Origin of the sequence: Zavarzinella formosa DSM 19928 (assembly GCF_000255705.1) — a bacterium.
Classification (GTDB): domain Bacteria; phylum Planctomycetota; class Planctomycetia; order Gemmatales; family Gemmataceae; genus Zavarzinella; species Zavarzinella formosa.
Map to the genome: position 1 here is coordinate 163,454 of NZ_JH636439.1, position 15,707 is coordinate 179,160.

10 protein-coding genes and 1 pseudogene are annotated in these 15,707 nt (G+C 60.5%); 1 reads left to right on the forward strand and 10 read right to left on the reverse strand.

The genetic code is table 11. The features are described from left to right. Nucleotides 1–152 precede the first annotated feature (152 nt). The 3 genes from BGIM_RS0101565 to BGIM_RS0101575 form a co-directional block, all read right to left on the reverse strand. On the reverse strand, nucleotides 153–2,765 hold the full coding sequence (locus BGIM_RS0101565; protein ID WP_020468047.1) for a DUF1553 domain-containing protein: 2,613 nt from the start codon (nucleotides 2,763–2,765) through the stop codon (nucleotides 153–155). 83 nt (nucleotides 2,766–2,848) lie between these two features. After that, a complete protein-coding gene (locus BGIM_RS0101570) occupies nucleotides 2,849–3,301 on the reverse strand; it encodes a hypothetical protein (protein WP_020468048.1) in 453 nt (150 codons plus the stop codon). Between the two features lie 36 nt (nucleotides 3,302–3,337). Beyond that, entirely contained in the window at nucleotides 3,338–4,255 is a 918-nt protein-coding gene (locus BGIM_RS0101575; protein ID WP_020468049.1) for a DUF1559 domain-containing protein, read from the reverse strand. Nucleotides 4,256–4,959: 704 nt separating this feature from the next. Between BGIM_RS0101575 and BGIM_RS68635 the strand changes: the two are divergent. Continuing rightward, a pseudogene (locus BGIM_RS68635) lies at nucleotides 4,960–5,580 on the forward strand (IS701 family transposase); the annotation flags it as partial. A 489-nt stretch (nucleotides 5,581–6,069) separates the two neighbouring features. Here the strand turns inward: BGIM_RS68635 and BGIM_RS0101590 are convergent. The 7 genes from BGIM_RS0101590 to BGIM_RS0101625 all read right to left on the reverse strand — a co-directional run bounded on the left by BGIM_RS0101590 (nucleotide 6,070) and on the right by BGIM_RS0101625 (nucleotide 15,380). Continuing rightward, on the reverse strand, nucleotides 6,070–6,276 hold the full coding sequence (locus tag BGIM_RS0101590; protein WP_020468052.1) for a hypothetical protein: 207 nt from the start codon (nucleotides 6,274–6,276) through the stop codon (nucleotides 6,070–6,072). A gap of 7 nt (nucleotides 6,277–6,283) precedes the next feature. Continuing rightward, nucleotides 6,284–8,365: a WD40 repeat domain-containing protein gene (locus BGIM_RS0101595; RefSeq protein ID WP_020468053.1), complete on the reverse strand. Its 2,082-nt coding sequence runs from the start codon at nucleotides 8,363–8,365 to the stop codon at nucleotides 6,284–6,286. A 180-nt stretch (nucleotides 8,366–8,545) separates the two neighbouring features. Beyond that, the gene (locus tag BGIM_RS0101600) at nucleotides 8,546–10,768 is read right to left on the reverse strand and encodes a DUF1549 and DUF1553 domain-containing protein (protein ID WP_020468054.1); all 2,223 of its coding nucleotides are present in this window, start codon (nucleotides 10,766–10,768) and stop codon (nucleotides 8,546–8,548) included. Nucleotides 10,769–10,956: 188 nt separating this feature from the next. Beyond that, on the reverse strand, nucleotides 10,957–12,366 hold the full coding sequence (locus BGIM_RS0101605) for a DUF1501 domain-containing protein (protein WP_020468055.1): 1,410 nt from the start codon (nucleotides 12,364–12,366) through the stop codon (nucleotides 10,957–10,959). A gap of 45 nt (nucleotides 12,367–12,411) precedes the next feature. After that, the gene (locus BGIM_RS56800; RefSeq protein ID WP_020468056.1) at nucleotides 12,412–12,897 is read right to left on the reverse strand and encodes a hypothetical protein; all 486 of its coding nucleotides are present in this window, start codon (nucleotides 12,895–12,897) and stop codon (nucleotides 12,412–12,414) included. A 30-nt stretch (nucleotides 12,898–12,927) separates the two neighbouring features. Next, nucleotides 12,928–13,941 carry a DUF1559 domain-containing protein gene (locus BGIM_RS0101620; RefSeq protein ID WP_020468057.1) on the reverse strand — a complete coding sequence of 338 codons (1,014 nt, stop codon included), beginning with the start codon at nucleotides 13,939–13,941 and terminating at the stop codon, nucleotides 12,928–12,930. Nucleotides 13,942–14,651: 710 nt separating this feature from the next. Next, nucleotides 14,652–15,380 carry a leucine-rich repeat domain-containing protein gene (locus BGIM_RS0101625; RefSeq protein WP_162136208.1) on the reverse strand — a complete coding sequence of 243 codons (729 nt, stop codon included), beginning with the start codon at nucleotides 15,378–15,380 and terminating at the stop codon, nucleotides 14,652–14,654. Nucleotides 15,381–15,707: the final 327 nt, after the last annotated feature.

The following is a 15,707-nucleotide window of genomic DNA, read 5'->3' on the forward strand; positions in this document are numbered from 1 at the left end:
CCGCCTCCTGGCCGAGCAACCCGGCGAGGGCCAGATACCCAAACCCGGCGCCGGCGGACTTCAACACCTGCCGCCGGGACACGGCCGAGATCAAATCGGGGGGAAACATATTTAGCAATCCTTATGAGTGTCATTGGAATGTCTGGAGATAATTACCGCACGTATCGAAACTCCGCCGAACCAATCAATGCCTGCACAAAGGCCAGCCAGGCGGCGGTGCGAGCATCCTTCGTTTTGACATCCGCTTCGACGACGGCCTCGCCGGTTTGGTCGATCTGATCGGGGTCGATGATCGGGGCCGCCGGGGCGTCCTTCTTCGCCGGAGTCTTTGGCTCGGCTTTCGGCTTCTCCACCGGGGCGGGCTGTTGACGGAACGACGATTCATACTCGCCGATGAAGGCGTTGGCCCGGTCGGTTTCTTTGGCGGTCGGACGGCGGCCGAAGGCGAGACGGTAGGCGGTCTCGATCCGGACGACGTCGGTCTTGTCCCGCTCCTTCAAGAGCTTTTCAGCCAGAAGCAGCGAGTGTTGCCGGACGAACGCAGAGTTCAGCAGGAACAACGCCTGACCGGGTACGTTCGTGGTTTCCCGGTTGCCGGACACCAGCGTCTGGTCCACCGGGTCGAACGGAGCCAGTGATTTCGGCGTCACGCCGCGAAGCAGGGGCAGGTAAACGCTGCGGTGCTCGGTCTTGTCGGCCGCCTCGTTCATGTTCCTGGCCTCGGGACCGTTGTCCCGCATTTCCACCATCCGCAGTTCTTTGGCCGGGGAGGCCGCCGGGCGAGAGCGGTCCAGCGTGCCAACCACCTGAAGGGCGGCGTCCCGGATTTCCTCGGCGTCCAGCCGCCGGGGCGTGTGCCGCCAGATCAGCTTGTTCGCCGGATCGGCCGTCAGATGGGCCGGCGTGGTGTCGTTGCCGAGTTGGTACGACCGGCTCAGGACCACCGCCCGCACCAGTTTTTTCACAGACCAGCCATCCTGCACGAACCGCCCGGCCAAGTGGTCGAGCAGTTCCGGGTTGGCGGGAACGTCGCCGTTGATGCCGAAGTTGTCCGACGTGCTGACGATCCCCCGGCCGAACAGGTGTTGCCACACCCGGTTGACGGCCACGCGGGAGGCCAGCGGGTTGTTCGGGCTGGTAAGCCATTTGGCCAGTTCCAGCCGGCCGCTTTGGGCGGGGTTGATTCCCTTCACTTCCGGCACGTTCAACACAGAAAGGAAACCACGCGGAACCACCGGCCCGAGCTTTTCGGCCTCGCCGCGCAGACGCACTTCGGTGTCGGCGATGGTCTTCCCGTCTCGCACCCCGTGGACCGCATGGCCTGCGGCAGCCGGATCGGTAAGGTTGTTGAACTCGGTCAGCAGAGCCTCGTACTTCAACCGGAACGGACGTTGCGTCGGCTGACCGTTGGGAGCCAGGGCGACTCCCTTCGGGGTGCCGCGAATCTCGTCCCACGCCTTCTTGGCGACGGCCAGTTCGGCCTCCAGCTTCTTCACCTTTTCCGGATCGGGCGGCGGGGCGGTCGAGGAGAGTTTCACCAGCATGGACGGGTCGTAGTAATCAAGGCCGCCGCCCCCCATCTTGTTCCGGACACCGGCGCAGTTGTCGGTGCTGGTGAAGATGCCGGCGAGGGCGTAATAGTCGGTCGTCGGGATCGGGTCGAACTTGTGGTCGTGGCAGCGGGCGCAACTCACGGTGAGCGCCAGCGTCGAACGGGTGACGGCGTCCACCTGCTCGTCCACGTTGTCCATCAGGAAGCGGACTTTGAAGCGCTGGTTCACGTCCTTCACTCCAAGCGCCAGAAAGCCGGTGGCGGTGAGAAGGCGGTCCCGTTCGGCGGGCGAGGCGGCGGGGAGCAGGTCCCCGGCGACTTGCTCGGTGATGAAGCGGTTGTAGGGCACGTCCGCGTTCACGGAATCGATCACGTAATCCCGGTACTTCCACGCATGGGGATACGGGATGTTGCGGGACGGCCCGGTCGATTCGCCATAGCGGGCGACATCCAGCCAGTGACGGCCCCAGCGTTCGCCGAAGGCCGGGGAAGCCAGCAACCGGTCAACAACTTTGGTGAAGGCGTCCGGCGAACCGTCCTTCACGAAGGCGTCAATCTCGGCCGGGGCCGGCGGCAGGCCGGTCAGGTCGAAGGTGATCCGGCGGATCAGCGTCGTCTTGTCCGCGTCGGCCACCGGCGGGAGTTTCTTTTCCTCCAGCTTGGCCAGCACGAAACGGTCGAGATCATCCTTGGCCCAGGCGGAGTCTTTCACCGCCGGCACGGCCGGTTGTTTCAACGGCTGCCATGCCCAGTGGTCTTTCTTGAGCTGGTCGTATTCGGGCTTCCCTTTGCCGAGGCTGGCGGGGATCTTCGGCTTGGGCCACACGGCCCCGTCGGCGATCCACGTCTTGAGGTCGGCCAGTTGTTCCTCCGACAGGTGTTCTCCCTGAACGGGCATCCGTCGCTTGGCGTCCCCCGTGGATGTCCGCGTCAACAACAGGCTCTTGGCCGGATTGCCGGGGACGACGGCCGCCCCGGTGTTGCCCCCGGTCAGCAAGCCCTTGTGATCGTCCACCCGCAATCCGCCGGCCGGTTTGGTTTCGGCCGAGTGACAGGCGTGGCAATGCTCCACGAGCATCGGCCGGATCTTCTTCTCGAAGAAGGCCAGTTTGGCCGTGTCGTCGGCCGGTTTCGTCTCGGCCAGGGCCGCGGCCGGGGAACCGACGGCCAGAGCCGTCAGCAACCGGGCCATCAGGCGGCGATTTAGGGTCATGGAACAAGTTCCTTTCGATCGGGTGACTGTCAGAAATCTAAATTGCCGTGTTCGTATCGATGTAAATGCCCCAAAGAGTCGTCTCATTTGGCGCGAGCGGTCAAGGCCAGTTGGACATCAGGAGACGTTTCTGAAACCTCAAAGGACAAACCAGACGTCTCCGCTCTGAGGAAGCTTTTTGACAACGGAGGTCGGGGAAGCCGTTTTCCATTGTCGTCGACATCATCCGAAATAACGATCCGGGCCTTGTATTTTCCCGGCATCGCTCCCTTTCGCACTTTGCCCTCCAACAGACTTTCCAAAGCGAAAACTCCGTCCTTCTGAATCACCCCGGACGCAAGAACGGACGGATTTCCCTCCAAAACACCCTCCACATGATGGCCGGCAAGCAGGGAGACATCCCCGCCTTCCAAAGTCACGGTTCCCTTGACGGGAACCGTTTTCGGTCCGGCCGGCTCGCAAGCGCCGATCCCCGCCAGAATCACCATCGCGGCGATCAGTCGCGAACTCCGCTTCATTCTTGTGCGCGCAAACATTACGAATCTTTCCTGTGAATAGATGAAAGCCGGAGATCAATTCCCCGTGTCCACTTCGCCCCCGGACCGGGTAACCAGGGCGGTCAGAATGGCGGCAGTTGCCGTGGTTTTGATCGCACGCACGCTGCCGTCGCCGAGAACGAACTGGCAAACCCCGGTGTGAGGACCGCCGAACGTGGTGTTGGCAATCGAACTCGCGTTGTCCGGGGGGGACAGCAACCGCACGCTTGCGTCCACCGGCGACGTCCCCATCATCCGGCGGTTGGAATTGGTCTGGCCGCCGAAGATGCTCCGGTCTTCATTCTTTCCTCGCAACGAGGCCGGGCGAATATGCTTCTCGCCGAAAAACGTGGTGTTACTCAGACCGTCTGTGATGCTGGCGAAATTAAGATTGCCGGCATTCAAAAGCGTGAGAGTGCGAGCGGGTCCCGTTCCGGTATAAGTCACGTTGTTGTTCGGAATAACCGCGCCAAGGGACTGGTCGAAGGAGGCGTGCGGCCCGAACGAGGCGGCATAGTCCGTCAAAGCCCCGCCGGCGGCGACAAAGTCACCGGTGCTCAGAACGGGAATCGGACGGGACGGGCACCAAAATTCTTTCACCTGAGTCTGGTAGGCGGCCGGGGGCTGCACCGAGGCCAGTCGTGTGATGTCCCAAAGTTTGAACTGATTGTCTTTCTCCAAATAAGGCAAGAGGAGAACTCCCCAACTGGCCCACCCGTCCGGGTCTGCGGAGTTGTCACCGAGCCAGGAGGGAACAATGACTTGGCTGGCGTCATGATAATTGTGCGTGGCCAGGCCGATTTGCTTGAGGTTGTTGGTGCATTTCAACCGATTGGCCGCTTCGCGGATCTTTTGGACGGCCGGCAACAACAAGCCGATGAGGATGGCAATGATCGCAATCACCACCAAAAGCTCGATCAGCGTGAATCCGTTCTTGCGATGACGCGAATACATTTGATAACAGCCTTTCAAATATCACCAAATCAATAATGAATGGTGATTGCCAGCTTAATTCAATCGATAAATGACGCACCAGTCTTGGTATCGAAGTAATATGATCGCGAAGATAATCTTTTTCAATCTTAAACCAGCAGGAAGCCGTGTGGAGAGACCTACTTTGTGACAACGACTTGACTTGCGGCTTCAGAATTAATTGATTTAAATTCTTTCAAATTAATGATTTTAGTGATTTTTGTTTGGTGAATTTCAAAACATGATTGAGTAGGCCGACTTGACACTGTGGGCAAAAAAGCTGGAAGGTGGATGCAAAAAAAATGCTGCTTTGTTTTTAGTTTCGATTCGGTATCAGCTAACCGCTTAATCATCACTATTTAAGTAATGATTCAGTTAACCAAGTAGTCTATTAGCTCGTGATAAGTGACTCGAATTAATTGACCGTTGACCACGAATTGATTAAAGTCATCAACATCACATACTTGATCGTGCCCGGCAATTTCTCGTGTGGATGACGTTCGTTGAATTTTATTCAAGGCGATCAAGTTGCAATATTTTGCTTCGTCCGCGCCCTGAAAACAAACGATTTAGGCAATCTTGCATTTCGGCATGCCTTGCACAGGGAGGGCCACATCATTTCAACAACCGGAACCATTGATCCTGCCACCAAGACGGCGGATCATCATTCGCATTTGGCTGAGTATTTGTGGTTTTACCGATCGGTTTTTCCGCGAGGCGACCAATTCGAGCGATTCGGCCTTTATGCGCGCGGGCTTATTGAAAGCGGTGATCGCAGGAATGTCGAGTCGATCGCCATGTCGGCGGGCGATCAGACGGGCGACAAATCCGCACTGGCCCAGGCCCTGCAGCATTTCATCAGCCAGAGCCCTTGGGAGTCGGGCAAACTTCAGGCCGCCTACCGGAAGTTCCTAGCCAAACGTCTGCCTTCTCCCCAGGCTTTATGGGTCGTTCATGACGGGATTTTCCCCAAAAAAGGACGGCATTCGGTTGGTGTTCAACGTCAGTTCGTGCCCTCGCTTGGCCGCAAAATGAACTGTCAGCTTGCGGTGGTGATCGGCCGGATCGATGCCGGTGGGTATCATCCTCTGGCGGCCCGGTTGTGTCTGCCGCGGCATTGGTTGCTCGCGCAGGCGAAAAAGGCTGAAAAAATGATTCCCGAGGAACATCGGGAGCCGGCCACGAAGTTTGAGATTGCCTTGAGGCTTCTTGACGAACTGCGCGCCGAACAGCCGGAGGCTCCCGATATTGTCGCCGAAGAAGAATACTTCCATTCGACGGACTTTATGAACGGGATCGCGAGGCGAAAATTAAGCGTGCGTGATTCGAGCGAGCCTGTCGCGACTGACGCGCAACGGCGATTTGACCGCCTGCGTTTTGAATTGGGGCTGGACCATTTTGAAGGAAGGACATGGACAGGCTGGCATCACCATGTCAGCCTGGTGTTTGTCGCGCATGGGTTTCTCGCCAGTGAATCTCAAACCAAGGCCGCATGATCTCCCGGCCGATGATATCCGTGTCATCCCGGTTTGACACAGCCGGGAGGCAGCTCAAGCAGGACCGGATGTCAGATGGCTGGTTCGATGTTGCCGGCACATGGTTGTTGCGAATCGGTCATTTCTTCGTTTCAGGCACTTCCAACAAACGGCGTGCATTCTTGACGAACTTGTCGATGTCCCCGGCCGAGGGTTGTTGCGGATGGTTTGCCGGGGGCATCGATTTGTTTTGAACCATTCGGAGGATGTCGGTCCAGACTTCGCGGTCCTTGCGGATGGATGCCTCATCCTGGTAATCCGTCAGGGAACGCTCCGCCCGGGGGTGACATCATTGTGGCAACTGTTGCAGTTCTTTCGCAGGAATGGATAGATGTCTTTCAACACCTGAACCGGCGCGTCAGGCTCCGGCTTTTTCGACGGGGGATCGCCGGCGACCGGGGGCGGCATCAAGCAAAAGGTCACGGCCGACATGATGACAGCGGCGACGTTTCGCAAACACTTCTTCATGGGAAACTCAGGGGTTCGGTTCGGTTTCGGCTTTGGCCGACTCTGGCAGTTTGACAACGGTCACCGTTCCGTTGCCGTTCACCGTGGCGACGCGGTCCCCCTTGGGATGGAACACCACCTGGCTGATCGTTCCCCTGGGCGTGCGAAGGGCGATGGTGTTGATCAGTTTGAAACCCAGCGGGTCCCAAAGCCGGATGGTGCCGTCGCCGGCCACGGTGGCGAGCAATTTTCCGTCGGGATGGTAAGCCGCATGCAGCGGCCGGTCGGTGTGACCGGGGAGGAGTTTTTGCACGGCCCCGCTGGCCGGGTCCCAGAATTTAATCGTCGGCGGGACTTCCCGGCTGCCGGTCGAGACCAGTTGTTTGCCGTCGGGACAAACGGCGACCGTCAGCACGTCGTCATCCTCGTCGGGGTCCAGCGTGCGGATGAGCCGGCCGTCGGCGGCCTCCCAAACCTTGATGTGGCGATCATCGGCTCCCGTCACGACGGTCTGGCCGTCCGGCAGGAAGGTGATGGTGGTCACGCTTCCATCATGACCGCTCAAGGTGCGGATCAATTTGCCGGTGGCGGCCTCCCAGACGTTCACAGCCTTGTCGGCCCCGCCAGAGTAGAGCGTCTTCCCGTCCGGGCTGAAGGCCAGGCTGCGCACGGCATCCTTGTGGGTGCCCAGTTCAACCGGCTTTTCCTCGGCCATCGCCCACACATAAACTTTGCCGCTGTCGCTTCCGGCCGCGAGCCGTCCGTCTTTCGCGGCGGCCACCGCGTTCAAGGGTTGTGAACCCGCCGCCAGTGCCTTGAGTTCCCGGCCCGATTCCGAATCCCAGAGCCGCAACGTGCCGGAGTCATCCCCCGTCACAAGAGTTTTGCCGTCCGCCGAGTAGGCGACGCTCAGGAGCGTGCCCGCTGGCCGGACGCCGTCTTGGACGTTCTCCAGGGGGGTGAATTTGACGGCGGCATCCGAACTTCCGGAGGAAAGTTTCTTGCCGTCGGGAGCCCACGAAAGAGCCAGCACGGGCCCCTGATGGGTGGTCACCTGACGGATCGGCTTGCCGTCGGCGGCCGACCAGAGCCGGACCGCCCGATCAAGGCCGGCCGTGGCGAATGTCTTGCCGTCCGGACTCAACTTGGCCGAGAACGTCGCCCCCTTGTGGGGCGTCAACGCCGCCCGGCTTTCCCAAGTTCCCGTGTCCCATACCCGAACCGAGCCATCAAGGGCGGCGGAAACCAGTGTCTTGGAATCGGCGGAAAATGACAGCGAACTGATGCGGCCGCCGTGACCGCCGAGGGTCTTGACCTGTCGATAGGCCGAGGCATCGTAGATCTGCACTGTCTTGTCCCAAAGGCCAATCGCAATCAATCGGCTGTCGGGAGACCAGGCAACGGCCGAGGCGAAATCGCCAATGGCGTCGAGCAGCGCCAGCGGCGTAAGAATCGGATCGGTCACGCCGGGGATAATGATCGGAGTTCCCTCATGGGCTTTTGGATGTTCCAGATCCCAGATGCGAACCGATCGGTCGTCGCTCGCGGAGGCAAGAGCCTTGCCATCTGGCCGGAAGGCGATCCCGGCAACGGCATCGTAGTGCCCGGCAAGAACCTGTTTCACTTCGCCGGTGGCCACGTCCCACAACCGGATGGTCTTGTCGGCCGAGGCGGCGGCGAGGGTCTTGCTGTCGGGGCTGAAGGCGACATCGTAGAACGCCACCGACAGGCGTTGGTTGCGGCCGGCCTTGAGCGTGAATGTTTCTTTCCCGGTGTTCAGATCACGGAGTTTCACGCTGCCGTCATCGCTGGCGGTGGCAAACCACCGGCCGTCGGGGCTGTGGGCCACGCCGCGAACCACGTCCCAGTGTTTCAGCGGGTCGCCGAGCGTCATCGTCACGTCGGCGGGCGCCTGACGACCGCCGCGACCTCCCCCCGGCCGGTTTTTGGCCTGGGCCTTGGGCAGGACGCCTTTCGCATCTTTTGGTCCGGCTTTCTTGTCGGGGTCGGTCTTCGGGGTTTCGGGTTGTTGCCCGGAGGAAGACGCGAGGCCGATCAAAAACGCCAGGCCGGTGCTGATGGCCACCGAACGAAAATATCGTGTATTCATGGATGATCCTTGATGGTGAATTGAAAAATGACACCGCCGGTGGTTGTGGTTTGTGGCCGCTGCCATCCGGTCGGCGTCGTGGTTTCTCAAATCTGTTTGGAAGTCATGCAAACCGAATGGCATGTGGCGAGCAAGAGGCTGCCTGACATCACCACATGCCGGCGACGATGGAAAGCTTACTCAATGCCGGAACAAGAATTCCTTCGTGTTCAGCAGCGCCCATTGCACGTCTTCAAAAGCCGTCCGGCGATTGGGCGCGGCGCTCACGTGATCCAGTGAGGTCCGTTCTTCGGCGGGGGTCGGCCGGCGGGACAGGGTCGCCAGATACAGTTCGCGGACGATTTCCGAATCTGGCTTGTTCTCGGCCAGCAACCGGCCGATGCGATTTTTGCCGGAAGAGAGCTTCGCCTTTAACGTCGGACCGTTAATGAGTTGGAGGGCGTGGCCGAGGCTGGAGTCCCCCTGGCGTTCGCATTCGCAACTCGTTTCGCGGGCCGGCTGGCCGAACGCCTTCAAGAACTGATGGTGAAAGGCGTCCCCGTCCGGAAGCTGAATGGCCCGTGTGCCGGGTTTGGTTCCTTCAAAAACTTCCGGTACTTCGGTGGACGAAGTCAGGGCGTCCAGCAGCACTTCGGCCGGATAAAGTTTTGTGACCGCATGGGAGAAGAACCGGTCATCGTCGGCGTTCCACTTGTTGGTGGCGGCGCTGAGTTGATAAGTCCGAGAGGCGGTGATCTTGCGGATCACTTGTTTCACGTCGAAGTGGTGGTCCGTGAAGTCCTTCGCCAGGCTTTCCAGCAAAGCGTCGCTGGCGGGGGGATTGGTGTCGCGGAAGTCATCCACGGCATCGACGATGCCCCGGCCGAGCAAGTGATACCAAATTCGGTTGACAGCCGCTTTGGCGAAGAACGGATTGTCCTTGCGCGCCAGCCATTCCGCGAGAACCGCCCGGCGGTCCTGGTCGGGCTTGATCTCCGGGAACTCGCCGCCGAGGAACCGCGGCGGCATCGCCTCTTTCGTGCGGGGGTGGATCACCTCGCCGCTCTTGGCGTTGTAAATTTCAATCGCCCCGAGATTGAACCGATTCAGCCGGGGATACAGCGGATCGGGCCGGTCCTTCACGCGGGCGAAGAAGGCAGAGAGGCCATAGTAATCGTCCTGCGTCCAGCGCTCGAACGGGTGGTTGTGGCACTGGGCGCAACTCATCCGGATGCCGAGGAACAGTTGGGCGGTGTTCTGGGCGAGGTCGTTGGCCGGCCGGGATCGGCGGTCGTTCCGGAAGAAACTGGCGGGCGGGTTCAGGAAGGTGCTGCCCGAGGCGGTGATCAGTTCGCGGGCCACCTGATCGAACGGCGTGTTGTCCGCGAGATGCGACCGCAGCCACTGGACATATAAATAGGCGCCCTTGGCCTGCACGGCCCGGCGGTTGATGCTCAGAACATCGGCCCACTTGAACGCCCAATATTCGGCGTATTCGGGCCGGCTCAACAGGGATTCGACCACCCGTTCGCGCTTGTCCGGGCGGGTGTCGGCCAGGAAGGTTTCGACTTCGGCCGGCGCCGGCAGGACGGCGATCAGATCGAGATAGACCCGGCGAAGATACTCGCTGTCCCCCGCCACCTCGGAGGGGACGATGCCAAGCAACTTTTGCTTTGCGTGCAGGTGTTCGTCCACCTCGTTGAACGGCTTGGGGTTTGTCCACACAAAGTCCTTTGCCGGCTCTACAAACGTGAGCCGGACGGCGACGGACTCCTGCTGGTAGCGCGCCTGAATGGCCACTTCGCCGGTTTTCAGGAACGTCACCAATCCCTCAAGGGAAACCTTGGCCACTTTCTCATCGCTGGACTTGTACACCGTCAGCCGGGTCACGTCGGCGGTCTGGCTGTCCGCAAAATGAGCGGTCGCGGCAATTTGGCGGGATCGTGTCGGCGGGTTCAACACTTCTTGGACGGGAGTGGCTGTTAGCTTTCTCAGGGCCGGAAGGTCGGCCGCGTCATCGCGCAGCCCCTGGGCGATCCACGCCCGGAACAGCTTGCCCTCGGGGCTGCCCTCCGGAAGACGAAGCCCGCCCTCATGCGCGAGTTTGTTGCGGCCCTTGAGGAGAACGAGGCTCTTGTCCGGTTCGGCGGCGTTCGTGCGACGCCCCGAGAGATCCCGTGTCAGTTGCAGGAAGTCGGCGGCGGGATCAAAGCCGCGCAGGCTCAGTTTGAAGCCGTTTTTGCCGCTGGGCGTGCCGTGGCAGGCGCCCGCGTTGCAACCGGCGACTGTCAGAATCGGGACGATTTGACGGCGAAAACTCACCGGGGCGTCCTCCGGCGGGGCGGCCAGGTCCGGCGGGGCGGCGAAAGCGGGGGCGGCCGACAAGGTCGCCAACCCGGCCGCGAGGATTAATCGGAAACGCATCGGATTCCTATCGGAATGGTTGAATCATCGGGGGAAAACCAGTTTGAAAAAGACTGCCCATCACTGCCCGGCATGATCCCTCGAAATGGCATGCCCGGATCGCGGCACAGGTTGGCGCGACCATCCTCATCGTGCTCTCCAACACGACAACGATCGGCAGTGAATGGACAGTGTTCCCAACAGGACGCTCAAAGGAGCGTCTTGATCGGCTTGCCGTCAATCAGGTGGTGCGGCCGTTGCAGGCCGTCGTACATCACGATTTCCTGATCTACGCCGAGGCACTGATAGATGGTCGCCAGCAAATCTTCCGGCCGGACGGGGTCGTCGGTCGGGTAGGCGCCCGCCTTGTCGCTGGCCCCGTGAATCCGGCCTCCCTTCACGCCGCCGCCGCCGAGCAGCAGCGAGTAGCAGAAGGGCCAGTGATCGCGCCCGTTGTTGCCGTTGATTTTCGGCGTCCGGCCAAATTCGTTGAAGAAGATCACCAGCGTCTCGTCGAGCAATCCCCGCTGAGCCAGATCGGCGAACAGGGCGGCATACGCCTTGTCCGTCGCCGGATAAAGGTTTTCCTCGATCAGCTTGAAACCGTTGGCGTGCGTGTCGTAGCCTGCGCCGCCCCGGCCGCCGATGTTCGAGCGGGGCCAGTTGATCTGCACCAGCCGCACGCCGGACTCGACCAGCCGCCGGGCCAGCAAACATTGCTGCCCGAAGGTGTGCGAACCGTAGGCGTCCCGCGTCGCCGGCGACTCGGCCGACAGGTCGAACGCCTTTTGGGCGGCCGGCGAGCCGATCATGTCAAACGCCTTGGCGACATGCGGGTCGAGCGACTTTGTCACCGGCTGATCGTTCAGATACTTCGCCTGTTCGCTGACCTTCGCCAGCAAGGCCCGGCGACCGTCCAGGCGGGCGGACGACAGGGCCGGGTCGGAGGCCACCGCGCCGGGGTTGAACGTCGGCTCCCCGGCATAACTGTTCACCCGGTACGGATCGACCGCGGAGCCGAGGAAGCCCGAGAACTGGCCCGGCCATTCCGGGCCGTTCGGCCCCATCGCCACGGGCATCATGACGAACGGCGGCAGGTCTTTGCGGTTCGGCAGGTGTTTGGCGGCGACCGAGCCGAAGTGCGGGCGGTCGTCCCGGCTCATCGTCGCCGATTCCGGCGTGACCTGACGGGGGATCTTCGCCCCGCACAGGGTCCAGTACAACGCGGACGGGTGAACCGTGTCCGTGTGGTGCAGCGACCGGATAAGGCTGAACTTGTCAGCATGCTTCGCCAGGTTCGGCAGATGTTCGTTGATCCGCACACCGCGGACGTTCGTGTCGATGCCCTTGTACGGCCCGCGAATTTCGGCAGGGGCGTCGGGCTTGGGGTCGAACGAGTCCGTCTGGCCCGTTCCGCCGTTCGTGCAAAAGATGATCACGGAGCGGGCCGTGCCCACTTTCTTTGTTCCGTTGTCCCGCTCCGGCTTCAACGCCGTCTCGGCCTTGAGCAATTGCGGCAGCGACAGCCCGGCGGCCGAAAGCCCCCCGATGCGGAGCAGTTCCCGGCGATTGATCCCGTCGCAGGCGCGGACACCCGACGGCCCCTGAAAACTCAGCATGTCCAATCCCCTCGATTGATGCGGATAATCTCCAAAACACACGCGTCACTTCAGTTCAATCGGCTCCAAATCCCGCCCCTCGGCCACGGTCAGCCTCAGGCCGGATGTTTTGGGGTTGCTGTACCGGTCCCCGAGCCGGTCTCGTTGCACGCCGCCGGGCGGTCCGGGCGGTCCGCCTTCGTCTTCATCGACGGCGGACTTCGACCGGGCCGTCCAGCGGATGCTCACCAGATAGTCTCCCGGCGGGGCGCCGTCCGGTTTGCCATTGGCCGAGGGATAGGTGGTGAGTTCAAACGTGCCGTCCTCGGCGACAAATCCATACGGCTTGATCGCATCGGGCGACTCGTCTTTCGACGGCAACAGCACCACCCGGGCCCCGACGGGTGGCTTGCCCTTGTAGCTGATCTTTCCTTTCGCGGACACCAGCGCCACTTTCTTGATTCCCTTGTCGCCGCCGCATCCGGCGAGCGAGACCATGAGGCCGGCGATGGCGATGGCGACCAACCGCCGGATGATCGTTTGTTTCCACATGACGTATTCGCTCCGTTCAGAGATCAGGTGTCAGTTGCCGGCGGTGATGTCCCCGGCGGACCGGGTGACCAGCGAGCCAAAATCGTTGGTGTTGATTGATTCGCGGATAAACCGCACTGATCCGTCCCCGACCAGAACATTGGCCCCGCCGGTGTGCCGGGACCAAACCTCGCTGCAATTCGTGCCGTTGATCACGGTGTTGCCGTAAAACTGGTTCGTTGACTTGTTGAACCCGTCGATCACGATCTGAATCCGGGGCTGGGACCACGGCGCCCCGGTGACTTGGATGCCCCCCGCCGAATTGTCCGGGTTGTCAAGGTCCGGCAGCGAGATGCCCAAATCCTTAGTTCCCACAAGCAACTTGGGCCGTTCGGCGCACTCGACCACGGCGATCGTGTTGCTCATGCCGTCCGTCACGTCGGCGATTCTGGTGGTCGCGTCGGTGTCCTTCCAGATGTTTACAAAGAAGCCCTGATAGGCCCCGAGACTGAAGCCGCCGGTTGCCTGGTTGTAAGTCGATGATCCCCGGGTGGCGATCACCCCCAACTGAGCCAGTTGCGGGTTGATGCCGGCCAGCGGGGCGTAATCACCCGTCGCCCGCCGGCTCAGAGGGTCGGCGGCCGTGGGGTTCGACCAGCGGGGGTTTTCGGCCGAGGGGCATTGGAACGTCGGGATTTGGGTGTTGCAGGCCGCCTTGTTGGTGGTCCATTGCACGTTGAAGTCATAAATCCTGGCGACATTTCCCTGTTCCAGTTCGGGCAAAATGTATGCGAACATGGAGTGCCGGACGTAGTTGGTCGGGCTGCCCGCCGGAGCGTCAAAATCCCACTTCGCGGCGGGTGGAAAACTACCGCGGGAACTCTCGTAATTGTGAAGACTCAAGCCAATCTGTTTCAGGTTGTTGGTGCACTTCAACCGGTTCGCGGCCTCGCGAATCTTCTGGACGGCGGGCAACAACAGACCGATCAGGATGGCGATGATCGCGATCACCACCAGCAACTCAATGAGCGTGAAGCCCCGGCGGGGCGGATGTGAGACCTTCATGAATCGTTTCCTCGTCGAGCGTGAACGCAGGGACACGGGGCCGGGCGTCGGCGCAACGGTGGCGCAGACCGGGAACAACCCGGTCAATCGACGCGGCGGCAATGGAGGCATTGGCCTCGGGAACGTCACTTCAAGAGTGGAGAATTGGCCGGGTGTCTTACCGACAGCCGGTTCGAGGAGAACAATAACACTCGGGCATCGATCCAAACCGTCGGAGTTGCCGTTCCGGTTCCCTGTTCAACCGGGGGACGACACGATTCGTCATCAAGGCGACAGGCTCGGCGGCTCGCCGGAGATTGGAGATGGGAGCCGCCAGCGATGTCATGAGTGCTTCAACTGTTAATGATTACGGAGAGTGATTTGGTTTCGATCCACATCAACTTCCCGTGATGATTACTAATATGATCGGATTGTTGATCTTTGTCAATCATTGATTACTCATGATTGCCGTTCGCCTCCCTCACTCAGTCACATGAGGCTTGTTCGTCAAGTTGATGCAATCGATCATTGAATTTCTGCCAAAATGACCGCGGTCCTGCGAGTGAGGGCATTTGTGGTTCAGTCGATTGAGCAAACACAAAATTGGCAATCTTGAGAGCGACCGGAAGAAATGACGAACGGTGTATCGCGGGGCCCAAGCAGTTGGTTGGGGTTGGTTAACAAATCAGTGAGAACCCGTCGGCATGGCGCCCACTCGCGTCAAGTTTGGATCATCTCTGCAATTGAAGCTTGGGCAACGCGGTCTTTAATTCCTCCACTCCGGCGGCCGACACTATTACCCGGAGCATTTCGAGGTTAGTCAAGTTTGCGCAGCCGGCGAGGTTCTTCAGCCCGGCATTTGTGATCATGGTGTCCGATAAATCGAGGAATTTCAACTTCGGATAGCCGGCGACAATTATGAGATCTGTGTCCGTGACCCTCGTGCCGCCGAGGTTTAGTTTGGTCAGGTCCTTTAATGAAGCCAGTTCTTTCAGGCCAGCGGCGGTGATGGCCGTGCCACGCAGGTCTAACTCCGTGATTTGCGGGAAACCGGCGAGTGTCTTGAGACCGGCGTCCGTGACCTTTGTGAAAGACACATCCACGGCGGCGAGATAGTCGAGGCGGGCCAGGGGTTTGAGGCCCGCGTCCGTAATGCTCGTGCCCTGGAGGTAAATAGTGGCCAGGTTGGTGAGGCCGGCAACTTCCTTCAAGCCGGTGTCCGTGATGTTGGTTGAAGAATACAGGCTGAGCGTGATGAGTTTGGTGAGGCCGACAATGTCTTTCATAGCGCCGTCCGTGACCCGGGTGTCCCCCAAGTCCAGCCAGATCAGTTCTTTCAGGCCGGCAAAGTGTTTCACACCGGCGTCCGTCACGTTCGTCCTGACCAGGCTGAGGACGGTCAACTGGTTGAACCGGTCGAAGCCCTTCAGGTCGGCGTCCGATACCTTTGTCCTGTTCAAGAAGACCCCGAACGGTTGTTGTGGGACAGGCAGTTTGGCAAACCCGGTCTTTGGGGCCTTTTCAAAAGTGAAACCCCACATTCCACCGTTGAGGGGCTGTTCTTGTCCGCCTATCCCCAACAGCCCGTGGTCAAATGAGATCCAGTGAAATTTACCACCGGCTTCCTCCCATGCCTTGAGCAGTTTCCGCCGACGGTGCCGGAATCTTCACCGGCTGGTCCAATGCCGGCGCGGTTATACCGGCCAGACACAAAGCGATCACGCACACTCGCAATATGGAGATGCCTCCAGGCGTCGAAGGGGGAGTTGACGCTGGTATACGACATG

Coding starts and splice junctions, on each gene's coding strand:
- BGIM_RS56800 (WP_020468056.1), bottom strand. CDS start 12,897: ATGTGGAAACAAACGATCATCCGGCGGTTGGTCGCCATCGCCATCGCC.
- BGIM_RS0101590 (WP_020468052.1), bottom strand. CDS start 6,276: ATGAAGAAGTGTTTGCGAAACGTCGCCGCTGTCATCATGTCGGCCGTG.
- BGIM_RS0101595 (WP_020468053.1), bottom strand. CDS start 8,365: ATGAATACACGATATTTTCGTTCGGTGGCCATCAGCACCGGCCTGGCG.
- BGIM_RS0101620 (WP_020468057.1), bottom strand. CDS start 13,941: ATGAAGGTCTCACATCCGCCCCGCCGGGGCTTCACGCTCATTGAGTTG.
- BGIM_RS0101600 (WP_020468054.1), bottom strand. CDS start 10,768: ATGCGTTTCCGATTAATCCTCGCGGCCGGGTTGGCGACCTTGTCGGCC.
- BGIM_RS0101575 (WP_020468049.1), bottom strand. CDS start 4,255: ATGTATTCGCGTCATCGCAAGAACGGATTCACGCTGATCGAGCTTTTG.
- BGIM_RS0101605 (WP_020468055.1), bottom strand. CDS start 12,366: ATGCTGAGTTTTCAGGGGCCGTCGGGTGTCCGCGCCTGCGACGGGATC.
- BGIM_RS0101565 (WP_020468047.1), bottom strand. CDS start 2,765: ATGACCCTAAATCGCCGCCTGATGGCCCGGTTGCTGACGGCTCTGGCC.
- BGIM_RS0101570 (WP_020468048.1), bottom strand. CDS start 3,301: ATGTTTGCGCGCACAAGAATGAAGCGGAGTTCGCGACTGATCGCCGCG.